The sequence below is a fragment of the Paenibacillus sp. 05T425 genome, from assembly GCF_056396205.1.
Window position 1 is genome coordinate 407,528 of the sequence record NZ_JBFTLA010000001.1, and the last position, 21,483, is coordinate 429,010.

Sequence of the window (21,483 nt, forward strand, 5' to 3'; positions counted from 1 at the left end):
CCTACTATTAGAACATATATTGGATGAATTTGTCTTCTTTGGAGGAAATCGCGTTGAACATACCTATCAAACAATATTGGCGCTTGCTCAGCTCCTACTTGCGGCATGAACGCGGTAAGCTGGCAGCACTCGCGCTATTGCTTATAGCCGGAATCGGCCTGCAGCTCTGGAATCCCCAGATTATACGCCAATTCATCGACGAAGCGACGAAGCCGGGCGTCTCGCTCGGCAGCCTCATCGGCGGCGCGGTCCTATTCATCGTGCTTGCTCTTCTCTATCAGCTCGTTACTGTCTGCTCCGGATATGTGGGCGAACAGGTCGGCTGGACGGCGACGAACGCGCTGCGGGGCGATCTTGCCAAGCATTGCCTTCATCTCGACCAGTCGTTCCATAAAGAACGAACGAGCGGCGAAATGATTCAGCGGATAGACGGCGACGTGAACGAGCTGTCCAACTTTTTCTCCAGCTTCGTATTTTCTTTGTCTGTCAATGTACTGCTCATATCAGGCGTGCTAGTCATGATGTTCCTTGAAGATTGGATACTTGGGCTGGGCATGACGCTCTTCGTCATAGCCGCCGTTATCGTGCTGCAGCGAATCCGTTCCTCTTTCTCGTCCGCATGGGTCAAATCAAGCGAGGCCTATGCCGAAATGTACGGTTTCCTTGGCGAGCATATGGCAGGCACCGAGGACACCCGCGCGAACGGCGCAAGCTCTTTCGTCATGCGCCGCTTTCACGGCATTTTGCGCAAGCTGCTTCCAATCCATATGAAAGCAAGCTTCGGCGGCTACACGATGTGGGTATCGACCATTTTCGTATTCGCGCTTAGCCGTTCCCTTGCCCTTATTTACTGCGGTTATTTGTGGGCTACCGATGCCATGACGCTCGGAACGATTTATTTGGTGTTCACTTATACGGAGCTACTAAACCATCCGTTGGAGCAAATCCGGACGCAAATTCAGGATCTGCAGCGTGCGGACGCCAGCATTGTTAGGGTCAGCCAGTTGTTCGCGACGAAGTCTGCACTCGTGGAAAAGCACTCGCCATCGCAGATGGCAGACGGCGCGCTGGCCGTTAAGTTCGAGGACGTCAGCTTCAACTACAGAGGGCAAGACAGCAGCGAGACCAGCGCTGCATCCGTGCTGCGCAATGTCAGCTTCGAGCTTGCTCCAGGCCGAGTGCTCGGCCTGTTAGGGAGAACGGGAAGCGGCAAAAGCACGCTTGCCCGCCTGCTTGTACGATTCTACGACGCAACGGAAGGCACTGTGCGCATCGGCGGCGAGGACGTCAGAGAAGTAGCCCTGTCTCAGCTCCGCGGCAAGATCGCCATGGTCTCGCAAAATATTCAATTATTCCAAGCGACTGTCCGCGACAATCTCACTTTATATGACTCTTCCATCCCGGATGCTCGCCTCATCGAGGTGTTGACCGATCTAGGCTTAGCTTCATGGCTGGCATCCCTTGAGAACGGGCTCGATACGACGCTCGCTTCGGGCGGCAGCGGTCTCTCGGCCGGAGAAGCGCAGCTGCTTGCGTTCGCCCGCGCATTTCTAGCCGATCCAAGCCTCGTCATTCTGGATGAAGCTTCATCCAGGCTTGATCCCGCGACGGAATCGCATATGGAAAGAGCCATCGATAAGCTGCTCGCCGGACGAACGGCCATCATTATCGCCCACCGGCTCGCAACGATAAAGCGCGCTGACGACATCCTCATCCTGGATGCGGGAACGGTTGTTGAAGCCGGATCGCGTACCGAGCTCGCGGCAGACAACAGCTCGCGCCTCTATCAACTATTAAGAACGGGGACCGAGGAGGTGCTTGCATGAACATGAATAGAAGTATGAAAAAGAACGGCAACAACATCCAACCTTCGACGCTGCAGTCGATGTGGCGGCTCATTCGCTATCGCCCGGTTCTCTATACGGCAAACGCGGTTTTATGGATTGGCGTTCACTTATTCCCGCTATTTCCGGGGTTAATTATACAGCAGTTTTTCGATAAACTGACCGGCCAGTCTACATGGACCTTGAGCGCTTATGGCTTGGCAGCGCTGTTGATGGCCATATCCGTCGCCCGGATCGTCAATATATACGGCGGCGCTTGGACCGATTCGCTCCATCGCTTCCATATGGGGGCACTGCTCCGCACGAATATGCTGCGCCAGATTTTGAAGCAACCGGCAGCAGCGGCGATTCCCGGTTCGCCGGGCGAGGCGCTCTCCCAATTCCGCGACGACGCCGGGCAAGCCGAGGATGCCATTAGCTGGACGCTTGATCTCATCGGCAAAATCGTCTTTGCAGCAGCCGCTATTGTCCTTCTGCTCCGTGTCGATGCCATGATTACCTGCTACGTCTTCCTTCCGATCATTCTTATCGTCTCGGTCACTCAGATCGCAACGAAACGGGTGCAGGCTTACCGCGCGGAAAGCCGCGAGGCGACGAGCAGGGTATCGGGACATGTCGGCGAAATGTTCGGCTCCGTGCAGGCGATTCAGCTCGCGGGAGCAGAAGAGCGATTCATCGAACGTTTCCGCGACCTGAACCTGAAACGCAGGCAAGCTGCATTGAAAGACCGGCTGTTCAGCTCCTTGCTCGCTTCCGTCTTCTCCAACATCGTCAATGTTGGAACAGGACTCATCCTTCTGCTTGGAGCAGCTTCGTTACAGCGCTCCGAGCTGACGGTCGGCGACTTCGCCTTATTCATCTATTACTTGGCGTTCGTAACGGACTTTACGTCGTTCTTCGGCAACTTCCTGTCGCACCTGCAGCAGACAGGCGTATCGTTCAAACGAATGTACGCATTGCTGCAAGGCGCTTCTTCCGACTCACTGACGGAGCATCGTCCCCTGCTCTTAGGGGGGGAATGGTCGGAAGAGTCCGCCGTGCCAATCGACATTGCTAATGGTCGAATAGACGGCGATGCTCCATTCCAGTCATTAACGGTAAGCCATGTTAGCTACCGCTACCCGGATTCCGGCAGAGGCATCGACGACATTAGCTTGGAGCTGCGACGAGGCGGCATTACCGTCATTACAGGGCGCATCGGCTCTGGCAAAACAACGCTGCTCCGCTCCATACTCGGACTTCTGCCGCTTGAGGCTGGCGACATTCGCTGGAACGGACATATCATCACGGATCCCGCTTCCTTCTTCGTTCCGCCGCGAAGCGCCTATACGTCGCAGGTTCCGAATCTCTTCAGTGAGACGCTGCTCACGAATATATTGCTTGGATTGCCCGCCGCGAACGAGGATAAACGCGAGCGCGCTATCCATACGGCCGTGCTCGATCAGGATATTCCAAGCCTGGAGCACGGACTGGACACCATGATCGGCCAACGAGGCGTGAAGCTGTCCGGCGGTCAAGCGCAGCGCACGGCAGCGGCCCGCATGTTCATTCGCGAGCCGGAGCTGCTCATCTTCGACGACCTGTCGAGCGCGCTCGATGTGGCGACCGAGCAGCTGTTATGGGAGCGCGTTGCCCATACGCCGCATGCGGCCTGCCTCATCGTCTCCCACCGAAGAGCCGCACTTCAGCGCGCCGACCATATTATCGTCCTTAAGGACGGCCGCGTCGAGGCGGAAGGAACTTTGTCCGAGCTGCTCGCACACTCGCAGGAGATGCGCCTGTTATGGAATCAAGAACAAGAGCAAGAACATGAAGAAGCAGCCCATTCTCGCTGAGACCAGGCTGCTTCGTTTTTTATTTATAGTTGAAATCAAATCGTACTGCCTTCGTCGCTTCTGTATTCTAAAATATCCCCCGGCTGGCAATCCAAAGCTTTGCAAATCGCCTCTAAAGTAGAGATCCGAATTGCTTTTGCTTTTCCGTTTTTCAGTATAGAAAGGTTAGCCATCGTAATTCCAACCCGCTCGGCAAGCTCGGTCACGCTCATTTTCCGCTTAGCCAGCATCACGTCTATATTAATAATAATCCCCATATCATTCACCTCAGACCGTCAGGTCGTTTTCTGATTTGATATCGATAGCTTCTTTCAAGAGCCTTTGGAGAACAGCGGCAAATACGGCAATCACCATGGAGGCAAAGACCAGCACCATTCCAATTACGATGACACCCGGCGCGTCGTCCCTCTCCGCAAAAAGATAGAAGATCGGCAAACCTAACACGAAGATGCAGCTGATGATGATCGCGCAATATTTGATATTTTTTAATACGCGTACGGATAGTTCCGAGAAAGCATTGTTCTTGTCGATATAGTTCAAAAGCTTAAATGCTTGATACAGGGCAACGTAAAACGGGATCGCCGCTCCATAAAAAACGATATAAACAAGATATTTCAAATACGAATGATCCGGATACATCTCTACTAAATAGTTCGCTATCTCCGGCACTGCAAATATGCATAAAGCAAGTATTGGCAGACCAATAACGATAACAGCCGCTTTCAAAAATAGTGTCGTTCCCCGTTCCATAAAAAAGCCCCTCGCTTTTTGTAAATTTCAATTCATTCAGACCGTTAGGTCATTTTCTATTTTGATTCTTATGGCATCTCGCAAAACCTTCTGCAGAAGCGCAGCAAAGGACGCAATGACGCTTGAAGCAAAAATGAATACGACTCCCAGCGTAATAATGTGCGTGACTTCATCGTCTATGAACAGAATGACGAACAGTTCGCCGAGCGTTATAAAGATACTTATCGTAATGCCGCAATGCTTGATCGTCCTCAAAGCTCTAACCGATGATTCCGAGAAAGCATACCCCCGATCAATGCAGCTTAAAAGCTGCAACGTCTGAACCAATGCTGCAAAAAACGGGATAGACAATACATACGAACACACCAAAAAAGGATATTGCAAATAACTGTCCTCCGGATGGGCTTCCGCATCTCCGCTCGCAATCCACGGCAACAAGAAGATGCATACTGCAAGTGCCCCAAGGCCAAGTAGCACGACAACCCCCCTCAGGAACAAGGTAGAACCTCGTTTCATCAAACACACCTCCCTTCGATATCTCGATATTGAATTTAACACATTATTTATCGTTTTACAATATATTTTGATTGTTATTAGATACTTAATTATTGTTTTGAATGGTTACACAAAAAAAGAGCAGCGCAAAAAACCGCTACGCAAGGATTTCTCCTCAAGTAGCGGCTTTCACATTTATGCCCTGCCAAACCAAACTCGCTGTTTTGAGTGGAATTTGTCCAGCCAAACAGCTCCTTTCGACGAATCATTGACTTTTGACTGGAAAATCTCCAATCTAATCGACCCAAATTACTCATTTCCTCCAAAACGCCATCATTAGCCTGTACGAAATCCAATCAGACTGTTGATTTCGCGTTCTTTGGCCTGTTTGGTTGGATGAAATCCATTCTCTAACTTGCCTTTGGGACAGCCTACTTATGCGTTATAGAATTTAACCAGTTCACTTACAACGTCCGGCAGCGAGCCGTCGACCCGAGTCTGACGCTGCTCCTTCTCGAACAATGCCGAGATTTGCTCCGGATATTGCTGCTCGATGCCGCAGAGGCGGATCGCCTCATCGAACTTAGCGGGATGAGCAGTCGCCAGCGATATCGTCACTACGCCGTCGCCGCTGTATTTGTTAGCTGCTGCAACGCCGCATGCGGAGTGCGGATCAAGCAGGTAACCCGTATCCGTTTTGTACGCCGATATCGTGTCGAGGCATTCCTGTCCTTGCACGCCATGCGCGCCGAACTCCGATTGCACCTTCGCAAGCGCATCTCCGGAAATGACGATTTGCCCTTCCGACTTGAATTGGTTCATGAGCTCGCCGATCTTCGCCGAGTCTTCGCCCAGCACATAATACAAGTAACGCTCGAAGTTGCTTGCTACTTGAATGTCCATCGACGGGCTGTAGGTCATACGGAAGTCGCCCGGCTTGTACACGCCCTCCAGCACGAAACGCTCCAAAATATTGTTTTCGTTCGTCGCCAAGATCAGCTTGCCTACCGGCAGGCCCATCCGCTTCGCCACGTAACCTGCAAAAATATCGCCGAAGTTGCCTGTTGGCACGCCGAAGTTCACAACAGCTGCACCCGTCTCCTTCTTCACTTGGAAGTAAGCATAGAAGTAGTAAACAATCTGCGCCATGATCCGAATGAAATTGATCGAGTTAATCGCCGCCAAATGATTGTTCGCTTTGAAGTCCAGATCGGCGAACAGCTCCTTGATCATGCCTTGGCAATCGTCGAAGTTTCCTTCAACCGACAAGTTCAGCACGTTGCTGTCCAATACCGTCGTCATTTGCAGCTCTTGCACTTTGCTTACTTTGCCATGCGGGTGAAGGATACAAATTTTGATGCCTTCCTTGCCCTTCACGCCCTCGATCGCCGATGCTCCCGTATCGCCGGATGTCGCGCCGAGAATGTGAATCTTTTTGCCCTGCTTGCGGGACACGTACGTGTACAGCTGGCCCATGAATTGCAATGCAATATCCTTGAACGCGAATGTCGGACCGTGGAACAGCTCCAGCAAGTACAGCTCGTCCGACAGCTTGCGCACCGGCGTCACTTCCGGATCGCGGAACGTCGCGTAGCTGGCGTACACCATTTCCTTCAAGTCCTGCTCTGGAATTTCTTCATTCGTGTAATAAGAGAAAATAGCAAGTACCAGCTCTTGGTAGCTAAGCTTCTCCCATTGTTCAAGCGTGCTTGCGGGAACTACCGGGATCTCGCTAGGTACGAGCAAACCTCCGTCATCGGCAAGTCCCATCAGGAACGCGTCCAAAAAGCCGATTTTCCCAATCTTGCCCCTCGTGCTTACATATTCCATCTGTCTATATCCTCCTACATCATAGTGCAACGTCAACTTTATTAGCTTTAATCATTATATGTAAGACAGGCCCTTCACCTCAAGCATATTCGTAAATATCCTCGTCTTTTTCTTTGTATTGTAAGCTTTCTAGTCCTCATTCACAACTAAACCGAACATGGTCGCGAACGACGACGCTTGAAGCGGCGATATCATACACCCTTGCAAATCTTCTATATTCACGCTCAAGCTTGCAAAATCGCAATTGCTGAGATCAACGCCGCGAAGCTTCGTTTGGGCGAATTGCACGCCATCAATATTGCATTCGTGAAGTGAGGTTTGAGCATGCGTCATATTGGACAAGTCCGCTTTGGCAAGCGAGCACTTCTCAAACTTCACCTGCTTCGTATTCGAGAACCGCAGCACCGCGTAATCCCCGTAACACTCATCGAACAAGACGTTGCGCAGCGTCGCTTCGGTCAAATCCATACCGAGCAGCTTGCATTCATGGAAAGTCACTCTATGCATAATAGCCCCGTTCAAATCGATGTTCGACAAATCGCAATTATCGAACCGGACGTCCGTCCATTCCGACTTCGGCAGACTCGTTCCTCGGAACGCGACATTTTGAAATAGGATACGATCCAAACAGATCCGATATCCGGTCTGATTCTCCACTTCGCAATCCCGAACGACGCAATCGCTGATCGCATATTCATCGCATAGCTCATAAGCATCGATCGTTCTAGACTCCAGCGCTGCAGGCAATTTCGGCGCCTCTACCTTCACTTTTGACCCTGACATCTCTTATCCAGCTCCTCTCACAGCGGCATCCCTCTTGATTGCTGTGCCGACCCTTATTATATAATGGATGGAGAGACTAAGCACATATCCGAAAATCATTTTACGAGGAAGGGGCAACGAGGGCGATGAGCTATGAACTTACGATTGAGCAGCGCGATGTCATAATGGCCCAACTGACCGAAGAGCAGCGGCAATTCATCCACCACGAGCTCGTGAGGGGCAGAAGAACGTTGTTCGCCAGGCAATTAGCCCGTGTTAAAGTCCAATTCATTCCCGAGGATGCCGAATTCGAGGAAATTCAAGCCTTTATAGAAGAATGGGACTACCAAGGTTTCACCGACAGCGGCGAAGTATCGCCCGAGACCAAATGCGAATGCGGCAGATCGCTGCGCTATCAGCACAAAGTACTTCACGTGCCAACGAATACAATCCGTTACTTCGGCATCGAGCATCTGCAGCTCCATACGGGCATTGATGCCAAGGCGGTAAGCGCGATTCTAAAAGGGTTCGACGTGCTCGACGGCGAGATGAACGAGGTGCTCGGCAAATATCGGGACGGCTGGCGAATCGAGCATCAGGTCTATTTGCCCTTCCCGGAAGAGCTCGTCGTGCCGCCGGACATTGAGGCTCATATGCGGGTGAAGCTGCCGCTGCTAGGACGACAGCTGATTCGGCTGCGCGCCAAGCTGCGCGGGCTCGAGAAGCAGGACAGGCTGGAACGTATCGCTGCGCTGCCGCGAGAAACAAGCGCCGCATACAGACAACCGTTCGGCACTGACTACAACACATCCGCTGCTATGGAAGAGCCTGCTCCATTGCCTGATCCGGAGCCTGAAGATTCTAGCTTCATGGCGGATGAACAAGGTCAAGGCATGTTCTTGTTCGATCTGTTCGAGGATGAACCAACACCCGCGGCGCCGCCCGCGACTGCGCCTGCTGCTGCACCCGGCTACGTTCCTGTAACCGAGCCTTCTAACGCCAACCTCTTCCGGTTAGGCGCCTCCTCGCAGCGCATCATCGACGACGCGCTCCATCGGGGCCGAATAAGCGCCCGTTCCGTATCCGAATTTCTGATCGAGCAGAAGCTGGTGAGCGATAAGCGAATGTCTTCCGGCAAGCCGGATATCTACATTGCCGTTGCCGCTTATTTGGACAAGCTGACCTTCGAAGGCCGTTGCAAGCTCGTTGACTTCAGCGCGGAGGACCGGACATATAGCTCCGCGTAGCTGGTCTGTGGCAGGGTGGAAAGAGAATAACAGCAAAGCCCGCCTACAATTAGGCGGGCTTTGCTTATAATTATTTCGAGCCTGCGAGAATTAAATCAGCTCGGACTTTTGCAAAAGCTTTTGAACCATTATAGCAGCCTCTGCTCGTGTCAAAGTCCCCTGAGGAGCAAGCTTATTCCCTGTTCGCCCGGACACAATTCCTGCTTGCAAGCATTCGGAAATGCTCTCTTGTGCCCATTTGGCCACGTTATCCGCATCTGTAAATGCACGTAAAAGATCGGCTGCATCGACAGGTTTAAGCTTCTCCTTCAGTCCGCTGAGCGTCATCGCTTTCGCAATAATCGTCATCGCTTGCTCCCGTGTAATGTTGTCCATCGGATGGAATCGACCATCGTTATATCCGCTGATCAGACCGTACGAAACCGCGGTTTGTACGGCAGAACTATACCAATCCGAAGCGTGGACATCCGAGAACGAACGGTTTCCGTCCTCCAGCTTTAACCCCAGTCCGCGAACGAGAATAGCGACAAACTCAGCACGTGTAACATCTTGATCAGGATTAAACAGGCCGTTGCTCGTTCCCTGGGCGATCATACGCGAGCCCATATCGTTGATCGCTGCTTGGGCCCAATGCGCGGAGACGTCCGAGAATTCCACCGGATGCCAGACGATGGAATAAACGCTGTTCGTCATACTCTTGATTACGGCATAGTACATGCCGTCCATGAAAACAATTTTGGTCGGCACATGACGAACATTGCCATCCGGGTCAATGACGATACCGGTCGTAATTTTCTTCGGATCGACGCCTTCCGGAATTGCAATGGTACGTTCCACATAGCCGCTGAACTTGGAGATTTCCACGGTTTGGTTGCCATAAATGGCACGCACCAGAAACTCAAGCGGCGGCACGACAATGACAAATTTTCGTTCAACTGCCGAACGTTCCACGACTTTCAAAACGTCATCTGTCGGTATGCCGATTTCAATTTGAATTTTGATGTCTTGAAGATCTTTCTTCCCTCCGAGTTGACCGGCAATCGCATCCATGTTGATTTGTTTAGAATCGATCTCATAGCCGGCACGCTTGGTGACAATTTTTAAAATGCCTTGCTTCTGTTCTATTTTTTTGATCATCTGACCGTTAAGCTCTGCGATAATAACATCGGATTGTGAACTAATCATAATCGTAATAACTGCACGTGGCCCTTCCGCTTCCAGTCTGCTGTCAAGCGCTGACTGATCGACAACCAGGGTCGTTACGATCTTCCCATTCACAGTCGTTGTTGTAATCTTACCGGCGGCAATCGGCTTGCCGTTGACCAACACTTCCGCTCCTGTATCGGGTTCAGAAGTCCCTTCTCCGGATGAACCTCCTGAATGTCTGCGTGTCGGCAAGTTCACGGCGGAGCTGACGATCTCTGTCAGTCCGCTCGCATTAAAAGCGAGCTGCGCCCCGTTCACTGCAGCCGCATTAGCTGCGGCCAGATTCGTAAACGCAACGATACCTGCGCTAGCCGTTTTCGTTGCCGTTCCTGATAGCGACCAGCTGCCGCCGTCTTTCTTCGACGCCGTCACGCTCGTGCTGTGGTCGTTTACACTAATATTGCCATAGGCGTCGAACAGCTTCACGACCGGCTGCTGCGCAAACTTGCCGCCATTAGTCGAAGGCGCGACTATGTTCGTCGTCAGCATCATCGAGACTGCGCTTCCAGCAGCAGGCGTCACAGTCAACGTATTCGTCGCGGAAGTGTTCACGCCCGCCACGCTGAAGCCGATCGTCTGCGACGCCGCGTAGTTCAATTGCAAGTTCACCGTGGCAACGCCGTTCGTAAAAGTAACGCTTATCGCATTCGGCGATGCCGTCAGCGCCGTACCGTTAAAGCTGCCGTACGTGCCGTCAGGCGCTTCCGTGTAGCCGGACACCGTCACGTCGTGTACTCCCGTATAGCTCGTATCCGTATTGCCGAGCTCATCCTTCACCGTCAACGTAATCACATCATCAACACCGACATCCGGTGTTAATGTAGCGGCTGCCGCACTTGCCGTCCACGCTCCCGCCGGAGCAGGCAAATTCACCGTGCTGCTCAGCACTTGCGTAAGCCCGCTCGCGTCAAACGCAAGCTGTGCGCCTGTTACCGCCGCTGCGTTCGTTGCGCCAAGACCGCTAAACGTCACGACCCCAGCGACCGCTGTTTCGGTTTTTGTTCCCGTTAACGTCCACCTATTGGCATCAGCCTTCGATACCGTTACCGAAGTGGTATTGTCGTTCACGTCAACATTGCCGAATGCATCGCGAAACGTAATGACCGGCTGCTGCGCGAACATCCCGCCATTGCTGGATGGTGCAGCAACACCCGTCGTCAGCACCATCGAAGTTATCCCAATTGCTGGCACAATAGTCAGCGTATTCGCCGCAGGCGTATTTACGCCTGCTACGCTAAAGCCGATCGTCTGCGACGCCGCTTTGTTCAATTGCAAACTTACTGTTGCAACACCGTTCGTAAAGTTCACGCTTATCGTATTCGGAGATGCCATAAGCGCCGTACCGTTAAAGCTGCCGTACGTACCGTCTGGTGCTGCCAAGTAGCCGGATACAATTACGCTGTGTACTCCGGTAAAGCTCGTATCCGTGTTGCCGAGCTCATCTTTCACCGTTAACGTTATTACATCATCATCACCGACATTCGGTGTTAATGTAGCGGCTGCTGCACTTGCCGTCCACGCCCCCGCCGGAGCAGGCAAGTTCACCGTGCCGCTCAGCACTTGCGTCAGCCCGCTCGCGTCGAACGCAAGCTGCGCATCCGTTACCGCCGCCTCGTTCGTAGCGCCAAGGTCTGTGAACGTCACAACACCGGAATCTGCTGTACGAGACAGCGTTCCTGTCAGCGTCCATGTGCCTCCATCAGCTTTCACTGCCGATACAACAGTCGTGCTGTCGCCTACGCTCGTATTGCCGAACGCATCGATAAGCGTAATGACCGGCTGCTGAGCGAACGAGCCGCCATTGCTGGACGGTGCGTTGACGTTCGTCGTCACTGCCATCGAAGCTGCGTCGCCAGCTGCCGGCTCAATCGTCAGCGTATTCGTAGCAGGCGTATTTACGCCCGCTACGCTGAAGCCGATCGTCTGCGACGCCGCTTTATTCAATCGCAAGTTCACCGTTGCTGCGCCGTTCGTAAACGTAACGCTTATCGTGTTCGGAGATGCGGACAGCGCCGTACCGTTGAAGCTGCCGTATGAACCATCAGGTGCTGCCGTATAACCGGACACGGTCACATTATGCGCTCCAGCAAAGCTCGTATCCGTGTTGCCGAGCGAGTTTTTGACCGTCAGCGTTATCGCGTCGTCAGCGCCGACAACGGGTGTTAATGTAGCGGCTGCTGCACTAGCCGTCCATGCCCCTGCCGGAGCAGGCAAGTTCACCATGCCGCTCAGCACCTGCGTAAGCCCGCTCGCATCAAACGCAAGCTGCGCGCCTGTCACCGCCGCCGCGTTCGTAGCGCCAAGGTCGCTAAACGCCACTACACCAGCGACCGCCGACACTGTTTTGGTTCCCGTTAACGTCCACGTATTGGCATCAACTTTCGATACCGTTACAGAGGTGGTATTGTCGTTTACATCAATATTGCCGAACGCATCGCGAAGCGTAATGACCGGCTGCTGCGCGAACGAACCGCCATTGCTGGAGGGTGCAGTAACCCCCGTCGTCAACCCCATCGAAGTTATCCCGATTGCCGGCACAATAGTCAGCGTGTTAGCCGCAGGCGTATTTAATCCCGCTACGCTGAAGCCGATCGTCTGCGATGCCGCTTTGTTCAATCGCAAGTTCACCGTTGCTGCGCCGTTCGTAAACGTAACGCTTATCGTGTTCGGAGATGCCGTCAGCGCCGTACCGTTGAAGCTGCCGTATGATCCATCAGGTGCTGCCGTATAGCCGGACACGGTCACATTATGCGCTCCAGTAAAGCTCGTATCCGTGTTGCCGAGCGAGTTTTTGACCGTAAGCGTTATCGCGTCGTCAGCGCCGGCAACGGGTGTTAATGTAGCGGCTGCTGCACTAGCCGTCCAAGCTCCCGCCGGAGCAGGCAAGTTCACCGACCCGCTCGACACTTGCGTAAGACCAACCGTATTAAAGGCGAGCTGCGCACCGGTTACCGCCGCCACGTTCGTAGCGCCAAGATCGCTGAACGTTACAACGCCGGAAGTCGCTGTGCGCGTCAGCGTTCCTATCAGCGTCCACGTGCCTCCATCAAACTTCGATGCCGTTACAGCAGTCGTGCTGTCGCTTACGCTCGTGTTGCCGAACGCATCGCGAAGCGTAATGACCGGTTGCTGTGCGAACGTACCGCCATTGCTGGACGGCGCGGTGACGTTCGTCGTCACTGCCATCGAAGCCGCGCTTCCCGCTACAGGCGTTATGCTCACCGTATTCGCCGCAGGCGTATTTACGCCAGCCACGCTGAAGCCGATCGCCTGCGATGCCGCTTTGTTCAATCGCAAGTTCCCCATTGCTGCGCCGTTCGTAAAAGTAACGCTTATCGTATTCGGAGATGCCGTAAGTGCCGTACCGTTGAAGCTGCCGTATGAGCCGTCCGGCGCCGCCGTATAGCCTGACACGGTCACGTTATGCGCACCGCTAAAGCTTGTATCCGTGTTGCCCAGCGCATCTTTCACCGTCAACGTAACGGCATCATCAACTCCGACATCCGGTGTTAATGTGGCGGCTGCCGCGCTAACTGTCCATGCCCCTGCCGGAGCAGGTAAGTTCACCGTGCCGCTCAGTACTTGCGTCAGACCGCTCGCATCGAAAGCGAGCTGCGCGCCTGTTACCGCCGCCACGTTCGCAGCGCCAAGGCTGCTGAACGTCACAACGCCGTTGGCCGCCGTGCGCGTCGCCGTTCCAGTCAACGTCCACGCGCCTCCATCGGACTTCGATGTCGTTACAACAGTCGTGCTGTCGCCTACGCTCGTGTTGCCGAACGCATCGCGAAGCGTAATGACCGGCTGCTGCGCGAACGAACCCCCATTGCTAGGCGGCGCGGTGACGTTCGTCGTCACTTCCATCGAAGCCGCACTTCCCGCCGCAGGCGTTAGGCTGACCGTATTCGTCGCAGGCGTACTCACACCCGCTATGCTAAAACCGATCGTCTGTGACGACGCTTTGTTCAGTTGCAGGTTCGGCGTTGCTACGCCGTTCACAAAACTTACGCTTATCGTATTCGGCGATGCTGTAAGCGCCGTTCCGTTAAAGCTGCCGTACGAGCCATTCGGCGCCGCTGAGTAACCCGACACCGTCACGTTATGCGCTCCGGTAAAAGTCGTATCCGTGTTGCCGACCGAGTTTTTGACCGTCAGCGTTATCGCGTCGTTCGCGCCAACTGCAGGGGTACCCGTCGCTGCCGAAGAAGTAGCCGTCCACGCCCCTGTCGGAGCAGGCAGGTTCACTGCCGAACTCAGCACTTGCGTTAGCCCGCCCGCATTAAAGGCGAGCTGCGCACCGGTTACCGCCGCCGCATTCGTAGCGCCTAGACCGCTGAACGTCACGACGCCGGAAGCCGCCGTCCGCGTCGCCGTACCTGTCAGCGTCCACGAGCCTGCATCGGACTTCGATACCGTCACAGTGGTCGAGTTATCGCCCACGCTCGTGTTGCCGAACGTATCTCGAAGCGTAATTGCCGGCTGCTGCGCGAACGAACCGCCATTGCTGGCTGGCGCGGCGACGTTCGTCGTCACGGCCATCGAAGCCGCACTTCCCGCCACTGGCGTTATGCTCACCGTATTCGTCGCAGGCGTATTCACGCCCGCTATACTAAAGGCTACCGTCTGTGCCGAAGCTTTGTTCAGTCGCAAGTTCGACGTGGCAACGCCGTTCGCAAAACTTACGCTAACCGTAGTAGGAGATGCAGTAAGCGCCGTACCGTTATAACTTCCGTATGAGCCGTTCGGTGCTGCTGTATAGCCCGACACCGTTACATTGCGCGCTCCAGAAAAGCTCGTATCTGTACTGCCTGTCGAGTCTTTCACCGTCAGCGTAATCGCGTCATCTACGCCAACTGTAGGAGTCGCCGTCGCTGCAGAAGCTGTAGCCGTCCACGCCGGCGAAGCTGCCTGCACGTTAGAAATCGTAATATTTTCGATATTCAAATTGGAAGGTGCGCTAGTATTATTGAAGTGCCAGTTAAATGTCAATGACGCAACGTTCGCATCATTGTACGCACTGCCGCCATTCAGCAGCGATCCAAGCTGAACAACGCTAGTGGTCAGAGCTATGTTTTGCCCCAAGCCGCTTGAGATAGTCCTTATTACACCCCCGCTGCTGTTATACAAGGTTACGGAAATCGACTCCAGGCTTAGTCCAATGTTATCGTAAGCACTGATGCCGAGGTTTTGAAACGTAAACGTTTTGTTCAAGACCCCGCCTTCCGCCTTGATCGTCAAAGTTCCCGTTGTATTGGCAGTCTGCTGATTTTCCGACCATATCCTAGTTCCATCTTGCGCAAAGCCGTTGCTAACGACGAATAGCCCATTGCTAATCTTACTGAAGCCTGATCCTCCGCTATCCGTCCCGGAAATCCCGCTAAAATCATACGTCCCGTCTGCCGCCGCCGCATCGGCCGTGCGCGGTGCGACTTGATAAATCAGCGATAACGCCAACAAAAGCGATAAAAAAATGCGCGCGACAGCCATAGGCTGCCCGCGCAAAGGAACGGCGCTATCGCTATCACGAATTATGCTAGCGATTGGTTTCATAATTAGTCCTCTCTCCTATAACTTGCATCATTTTTATAGTTAAGTCCCTATTAAGGCCGCGGCGGAAAAATGCCGCTCAAACAAATGATGTAGTTCAAAACCAAATATGGCTGCATGTTGTTGTGCGGCCCTGAACCGCCTGTCACTCCTATAGCCTGCGGAGACATCGGCACATTAGACGCCGCATCATAAAGCGGCCTTGCTACTGGAGGCCTTCCTGCCGGAGAGAGCTCTCCCCAATAGTTGTTGGCTGGACTTTCTGAATTGCCTACATTGGTAACGGCCGTCGGTATGTGAATATGAGCAGGCATTTCCGTGCTAAGCAACGTCACGCTTGCATTTCCTACCGGTTCCCCGACATCGCGATGGGTTAATCCAGGACCGGTTCCTTGCCCCATCGGTGCGGTTCCTCCCAAGTTAGGCAAAGCAAACGTCCTCTGTCCGTCTCCGCCATATCTATTGCCTATAATGGAATATAGCGTTGTATTTTGAGCTATATTCATAATCTGTCCGTTACAGAACGCCCAGTCTTTCGGAGCAAAGCTCCCTGCAAACAAACGAATTTCACCAGTATACGGATCTGCCATCTCTTATCGCCCCTTTTAGCTTCGACTTGGGTAAATTCCCGTTGTTGCAATACAAAAAGACATGGCCAAATACGGCTGCATGTTGTTATGAGGCTGACTGCCGCCCGAGTTCGCAAGCGCCTCCCGATTCATCGCCACAGGTGCTCCCGTCCCGATTGTATAAGGGCTTGTTACTGCAGCCCACACGTTATCGGTAGGCGCATTTAATAAGTTTTTATCGTTCGAAGAGGCGCTCACCCCATGATTATGGGCTGGCATTTCATTAACAGTCAGCGTGTGTGCTGCCTCTCCCGCCGACTGGCCTTGCAAATAAACCGTACCTTTACCGGGATCAAGGTTGAAACCTATCGGTACGCGCCCCCGTAAATCGGGAAGATTGAACGTCGTTGTTCCATTTCCGCCATATGTCACTCCGAGCAACGAAAACAACGCCGAGTTGCTGGCGATCGAGTACGTTTGCCCTTCGCAATAGACCCAGCCTTTTGGAGCAAACCCGATCGGAAACAAGCGAATCTCGCCAAGAAATTGCTCTCCCATTATTAAATTCCTCCTTCATACGAAAAGTAGTTGATTAAAAGCTGCTAGTTCGGTTGCGGAAAAATGCCGTACAGCGCAATAATATAAGTAATCGTTAAGGACGGCATCATATTGTCGTGCGGCAAATTACCGCCCGCAACGCCAATCGCCCGGCCGCTCATCGGTACTTTATTGATAGGGGGTAATGGTGCCGGGGCAAGGCCGTCCGAATACGTTTTCAACGGAGAGGCGGCCCACACCGCATTCGCCGGCGATGAAGCTTCGCCTGTCGTTGAAGAGCCGATGACATCATGCGTATGTAACGGAAGCTGAGTCTGCGTCAACGTGACTTGTTCCGTTCCGCCAATGAGGCCAATAGGAGTCGTGTTGCTCTTATGAATCGGAACACGGCCTCTCAAGTCCGGCAAAGCAAACGTCATTTGACCGTCCCCGCCATATGTCGTGCCAAGAAGGGTATACAAAGCCTCATTGTCAGAAATTCTTATTAGAGAGCCATCACAAAGCGCCCACCCTACAGGAGCATAAGCACCCGCAAACATGCGAATTTCACCTAAATACGGTTCAGCCATTCCTTCATCTCCTCGTTAAAATTTTGACTGCTCCCACTGCATTTCAAGCTGAAAGCCGTTGTCACCTGTCGCGCGAAACCCTAATCTCTCATACAGTCGCCTAGCTGCACTTGTCGCCACGACATGAAGGACAATCGTTTTGCCCGATCTTCCGGCTTCCCGCTGCAGCTTCTCGATGAATGCCGTACCGATTCCGCCACCGCGAAAGTCCGGCAGCAGCGCGATATCGACCAATACCATCCGTTCTACCTGCTCCGCCACCAGCATGTGACCTACAGGTTGATCGTCAACCAGTATAATCTGATAACTCGACTCGGGATAATTCGTCTTATAAGACTGTTGCTGCATTTCGAACTGCATACGTAAAAAAGTTTCCAACTGTGATGTCTCCCAGTTCAAAGCAGAGAACTCCTCAAGTCTCGTACTCGCGTACACTTGAAATCGAAAAACTTCTTCCTGCGGAGCTGCCTCTTTGATGTGCAGAGAGCTTTGAGTATAATTTTGAACTGGACGCACCCTCCCAACATCTTCATAGAAAATCTTGGTATAAATTCTCCAAAAATATCTATTTTCCTGCTAAGGTTTTACAATTTTCATTCTTCGCTTAAGGCATAGCTCATACAATTCGGTCCGTGTATCAAATCGCAATAAACCCTTGCCGGGTATCGTTTCTCAACCCCTACGCCAAAATAATTGCATACCTTCCCAAAAATTTCATTGCAACAATTGTCGAACCTTGCTCGTTTGAGGCTATGAGATAAACCTCTATCGAGGTCTTTCGAAGATGAGCGACCGCGTTTAAAGGTTGGTTTATTCGCCAATAGGAAAGTTTAAGTTCGCTTTGACGCTTCAGCGAACTTAAACTTTCCTAAGTGGTAAGAAATTCAAAAAAAACAGACAACAAGGAGATTCCACACATGAAAAAAATGTACATGGCACTGCTGCTCACGATCGTATTAGGACTTATGCTTACTGCTTGCTCGGGCGGCAACGGAGGCAATAACAACGGCGCGAATGACGGATCGGGCAATAATACACAGCAAGAAGAGAAAGTCGTTGAACCGACGCAAACGACGAAAGAAATGATGGATGCATTGCTGGCGAAGGTCGAGCAACCGGCACTTATGGAGCTGCAAGGCGACATGCTGACGCAATTGTATTACCTCGACGCTGCATTGCTTGACCAATTCACGATAATGACGCCGATGATGAATGTGAAAACGAACGAAATTGCGATTATTAAAGTGAAGGATGCTAAGGATGTTGCAACGGTAGAGGAAGCAATCAAGAAACGTGCCGGCGACGTACAGAAGCAATTTGAGACTTATCTCCCAGACCAATACGAGAATGCCAAAAACTATAAGCTGATCACGAAAGGCAACTACATCTTCTTCGTGATTGCCGATAGCGCGGATGTAGATAAGCTAACAGCTGAATACGAAACCTTCTTCGCTCAAAAATAACCGTTATGGTATTTAGCAGCCTATTATTCCTATTTATCTTTCTGCCTGCGGTACTGCTGCTCTACTTCAGCTCGCCATGGCGCATCAAAAATTTAGTTCTGTTCGCCGCAAGCCTTATCTTCTACGCATGGGGCGAGCCGATCTACATTGCGATCATGCTGCTGTCGACGGTCACCGACTACTGCTTCGGCCTGCTGCTAAGCAGGCCGAATATGAGCGCAGGCAAGCGCAAAGGCATCGTCGTATTCTCGATCATTATCAACCTGGCGCTGCTCGGCTTTTTCAAATACGCCGACTTTCTGATTCATAATGTCAACGCATTGCTGGGTACGAGCATTCCGCCGACTGACCTGCCGCTGCCGATCGGCATTTCGTTCTATACGTTCCAATCGATGTCCTATATCATCGACATCTACCGAGGCACGGCGAAAGCGCAGCGCAACTGGCTCGACTTCGGCACATTCGTTGCTCTATTCCCGCAACTGGTGGCTGGCCCGATCGTTCATTACAAGACGGTCGCCGAGCAGTTGAAGCATCGTACCGTCACGATGGACATGTTCGCTGAAGGCGTTCAACGGTTCATCATCGGTCTTGCCAAGAAGGTGCTGCTGGCGAACAATATCGGCCTGCTCTGGGACGGCATCTCAAGCAGCAGTCCAGGCTCGCTGCCCGCCTTAACCGCTTGGATCGGCATTATCGCCTTTGCGTTCCAGATCTACTTCGACTTTAGCGGTTATTCCGATATGGCGATCGGACTCGGCCTTATGTTCGGCTTCCGCTTCAACGAGAACTTTAACAAGCCGTATACGGCGACAAGTATTACCGACTTTTGGCGGCGCTGGCATATCTCGCTCAGCACCTGGTTCCGCGATTACGTGTACATCCCGCTTGGCGGCAATCGCCACGGCATTTGGAAGCAGCTTCGCAACATCATGATCGTATGGCTGCTGACGGGTATCTGGCATGGCGCAAGCTGGAACTTCCTGCTGTGGGGTCTTTATTTCGGAGTCGTGCTTATTTTCGAAAAATGGATCGGACTGCGGTTATTGCAACGCGTACCTGCCTGGGTTCGGCATACGTACGCGCTTGTATTGATCCTAATCGGATGGGTGTTCTTCGCCTTCGAGGATTTAGGGGAGATGGGTGCTTATTTCGCCGCGATGGTCGGCGCGGGCGGGCAGCCGCTGTTGGATAACAACAGCTTGTACTTGTTGTACACGAATGCGATCTTATTAATACTGCTAGTCGTAGCATCGCTGCCTGCAAGAAAAAGAGAAAGCAGCAGCGGCGGTGGCGTTCGCCTCGTCTGGCACGGCATTTTATTTTTCTTGTCCGTCGCTTATTTGGTCGATGCAACGTTTAATCCGTTTTTATATTTCCGCTTCTAGGAGTTGTTACAGCAATGAAGAAGACAAATGCCGCATACGTATGGGGGTTCACCGGCAGCTTGCTCGTCATGTCGGTCCTGTTCTTCTCCCTGCCGATGCAAGCTTTCTCCGACATGGAGAATCGGAGTTTGCAGGGCAAGCCTGAGCTTACTTGGGACAATATTTGGAACAAGAAGTTTTCGGAGCAGACGGAGAGCTACATCACCGACCATTTTCCGTACAGGGATAATTGGGTATCCGTCAAATCTGCAATGGAGCAGCTTCGTCTGCAGCAGGAAAACAACGGCATATACAAAGGCAAGGACGGCTACTTATTCGAGAAGTTCGACAAACCTGACTTCGAGCAAATCAAGCAGTTGACCGATGCCGTAGCCGCTTTCGCCAAAGCTCATCCGGAAGCGGATATGTCCTTTCTGCTTGCTCCGGGCTCTGTTGGCATCTACGGAAAGAGACTGCCATGGCTCGCTGAAGCGTACCCGCAGACGATCGTTAACGGCTACATTGAGAAGCAGCTCGCTGACAGCTTACATTTCATGAACGGCTTTGACATTCTAAAGCCGCATGCTGCCGACGAGAAACCGATCTATTACCGGACTGATCACCACTGGACTTCATACGGTGCCTACTTGGCCTATGCGGCATATGCGGAACAGATGGGCTGGGCACCGCTGCCTGAATCCGAATTCCGCATCGAGACGGTTACGAGCGATTTTCTCGGAAGCTACCATACACGCAGCCAATTCAGTGGCCTGAAGCCGGACTCGATCCAAGTGTATAAACCGCTCAATGAGGCGTCTACGCAAATGTACGTCGCTGATTCAGAAGAGACGTTCGATAGCATGTACGACGCAAGTTACTTGGAGAAGAAGGACAAATATTCTTACTTCCAAGGCGGCGTCCACGCGCTTATGACGCTGACAACGAATATTGATCCAGCCTATGCAGATAAAGAGAAACTGCTCGTGATCAAAGATTCGTACGCGCACAGCATGCTGCCTTTCCTGACGCAGCATGTCTCCGAAATCCATGTCATCGACATCCGTTACTACAACGGCAGCATCGCCGACTACATGGAGCAGAACGGCATCGAGGATGTCCTGCTGCTGTTCAACACCTCAACCTTCATCACCGAGCGCAACATGCTGAAGTTGAAGTACTGATGCAGTCCGCTGAGACCGCACCTTGTCCAACTCACTTTCATGGGCGATAGGTATATTTTCTATACCTATTCCCCTCGAACACACTCGAATTTGTGATATACGTATACTTTCTATCCTTATGTAGGCGCGCGAGGCTGGGTTGGAGCACTTGGACGTTACTTTCATAGGAGGTAGGTATATTTTCTATACCTATTCTCCTCCAACACACTCGATTTTGCGATATACGTATACTTTCTATACTTATATCGGCGCGTGGTGACGGG

At 52.4% G+C, this 21,483-nt stretch carries 16 protein-coding genes; 6 read left to right on the forward strand and 10 right to left on the reverse strand.

Annotated features, from left to right (window positions below):
• The first annotated feature begins 53 nt into the window (after positions 1-53).
• Together AC1DF0_RS01770 and AC1DF0_RS01775 are read left to right on the forward strand one after the other, a co-directional pair.
• Entirely contained in the window at positions 54-1,826 is a 1,773-nt protein-coding gene (locus AC1DF0_RS01770) for an ABC transporter ATP-binding protein (RefSeq protein WP_477572878.1), read from the forward strand.
• Positions 1,823-3,679, forward strand: a complete 1,857-nt coding sequence (locus AC1DF0_RS01775) for an ABC transporter ATP-binding protein (RefSeq protein WP_477572879.1) — start codon at positions 1,823-1,825, stop codon at positions 3,677-3,679. Before AC1DF0_RS01770 ends, AC1DF0_RS01775 begins: the two co-directional genes overlap by 4 nt.
• Before the next feature lie 35 nt (positions 3,680-3,714).
• Here the strand turns inward: AC1DF0_RS01775 and AC1DF0_RS01780 are convergent, their stop codons facing one another.
• The 5 genes from AC1DF0_RS01780 to AC1DF0_RS01800 all read right to left on the reverse strand — a co-directional run bounded on the left by AC1DF0_RS01780 (position 3,715) and on the right by AC1DF0_RS01800 (position 7,537).
• Positions 3,715-3,936, reverse strand: coding sequence for a helix-turn-helix domain-containing protein (locus AC1DF0_RS01780; protein WP_477572880.1), 222 nt, complete (start codon positions 3,934-3,936; stop codon positions 3,715-3,717).
• Positions 3,937-3,946: 10 nt separating this feature from the next.
• On the reverse strand, positions 3,947-4,429 hold the full coding sequence (locus tag AC1DF0_RS01785) for a DUF2975 domain-containing protein (protein WP_477572881.1): 483 nt from the start codon (positions 4,427-4,429) through the stop codon (positions 3,947-3,949).
• A gap of 36 nt (positions 4,430-4,465) precedes the next feature.
• Positions 4,466-4,945, reverse strand: a complete 480-nt coding sequence (locus AC1DF0_RS01790) for a DUF2975 domain-containing protein (protein WP_477572882.1) — start codon at positions 4,943-4,945, stop codon at positions 4,466-4,468.
• A gap of 414 nt (positions 4,946-5,359) precedes the next feature.
• Positions 5,360-6,754 (reverse strand): threonine synthase, encoded by a 1,395-nt coding sequence (gene thrC, locus AC1DF0_RS01795; protein WP_477572883.1) that lies wholly within the window; start codon positions 6,752-6,754, stop codon positions 5,360-5,362.
• 129 nt (positions 6,755-6,883) lie between these two features.
• Positions 6,884-7,537, reverse strand: coding sequence for a pentapeptide repeat-containing protein (locus tag AC1DF0_RS01800; protein ID WP_477572884.1), 654 nt, complete (start codon positions 7,535-7,537; stop codon positions 6,884-6,886).
• A gap of 125 nt (positions 7,538-7,662) precedes the next feature.
• Here AC1DF0_RS01800 and AC1DF0_RS01805 point away from each other — a divergent pair, with 125 nt between their 5' ends.
• Complete coding sequence (locus AC1DF0_RS01805; RefSeq protein WP_477572885.1) at positions 7,663-8,763, forward strand: DUF3895 domain-containing protein; 1,101 nt, start codon at positions 7,663-7,665, stop codon at positions 8,761-8,763.
• Between the two features lie 90 nt (positions 8,764-8,853).
• Here AC1DF0_RS01805 and AC1DF0_RS01810 read toward each other — a convergent pair whose 3' ends face one another.
• From AC1DF0_RS01810 to AC1DF0_RS01830, 5 genes are read right to left on the reverse strand one after another with little or no spacing between them, the layout of a single operon-like run.
• Positions 8,854-15,516 carry an S-layer homology domain-containing protein gene (locus tag AC1DF0_RS01810; RefSeq protein WP_477572886.1) on the reverse strand — a complete coding sequence of 2,221 codons (6,663 nt, stop codon included), beginning with the start codon at positions 15,514-15,516 and terminating at the stop codon, positions 8,854-8,856.
• A 50-nt stretch (positions 15,517-15,566) separates the two neighbouring features.
• Positions 15,567-16,103: a phage tail protein gene (locus AC1DF0_RS01815; RefSeq protein ID WP_477572887.1), complete on the reverse strand. Its 537-nt coding sequence runs from the start codon at positions 16,101-16,103 to the stop codon at positions 15,567-15,569.
• A gap of 15 nt (positions 16,104-16,118) precedes the next feature.
• The gene (locus AC1DF0_RS01820; protein WP_477572888.1) at positions 16,119-16,640 is read right to left on the reverse strand and encodes a phage tail protein; all 522 of its coding nucleotides are present in this window, start codon (positions 16,638-16,640) and stop codon (positions 16,119-16,121) included.
• Between the two features lie 44 nt (positions 16,641-16,684).
• The gene (locus tag AC1DF0_RS01825; RefSeq protein WP_477572889.1) at positions 16,685-17,209 is read right to left on the reverse strand and encodes a phage tail protein; all 525 of its coding nucleotides are present in this window, start codon (positions 17,207-17,209) and stop codon (positions 16,685-16,687) included.
• Positions 17,210-17,224: 15 nt separating this feature from the next.
• Positions 17,225-17,587 carry a GNAT family N-acetyltransferase gene (locus AC1DF0_RS01830; RefSeq protein ID WP_442048694.1) on the reverse strand — a complete coding sequence of 121 codons (363 nt, stop codon included), beginning with the start codon at positions 17,585-17,587 and terminating at the stop codon, positions 17,225-17,227.
• 539 nt (positions 17,588-18,126) lie between these two features.
• Here AC1DF0_RS01830 and AC1DF0_RS01835 point away from each other — a divergent pair.
• From AC1DF0_RS01835 to AC1DF0_RS01845, 3 genes are read left to right on the forward strand one after another with little or no spacing between them, the layout of a single operon-like run.
• On the forward strand, positions 18,127-18,672 hold the full coding sequence (locus AC1DF0_RS01835; RefSeq protein ID WP_477572890.1) for a DUF4358 domain-containing protein: 546 nt from the start codon (positions 18,127-18,129) through the stop codon (positions 18,670-18,672).
• 5 nt (positions 18,673-18,677) lie between these two features.
• Positions 18,678-20,060, forward strand: a complete 1,383-nt coding sequence (locus tag AC1DF0_RS01840; RefSeq protein ID WP_477572891.1) for an MBOAT family O-acyltransferase — start codon at positions 18,678-18,680, stop codon at positions 20,058-20,060.
• A gap of 14 nt (positions 20,061-20,074) precedes the next feature.
• Positions 20,075-21,220 (forward strand): DHHW family protein, encoded by a 1,146-nt coding sequence (locus AC1DF0_RS01845; RefSeq protein WP_477572892.1) that lies wholly within the window; start codon positions 20,075-20,077, stop codon positions 21,218-21,220.
• The last annotated feature ends 263 nt before the right edge of the window (positions 21,221-21,483 follow it).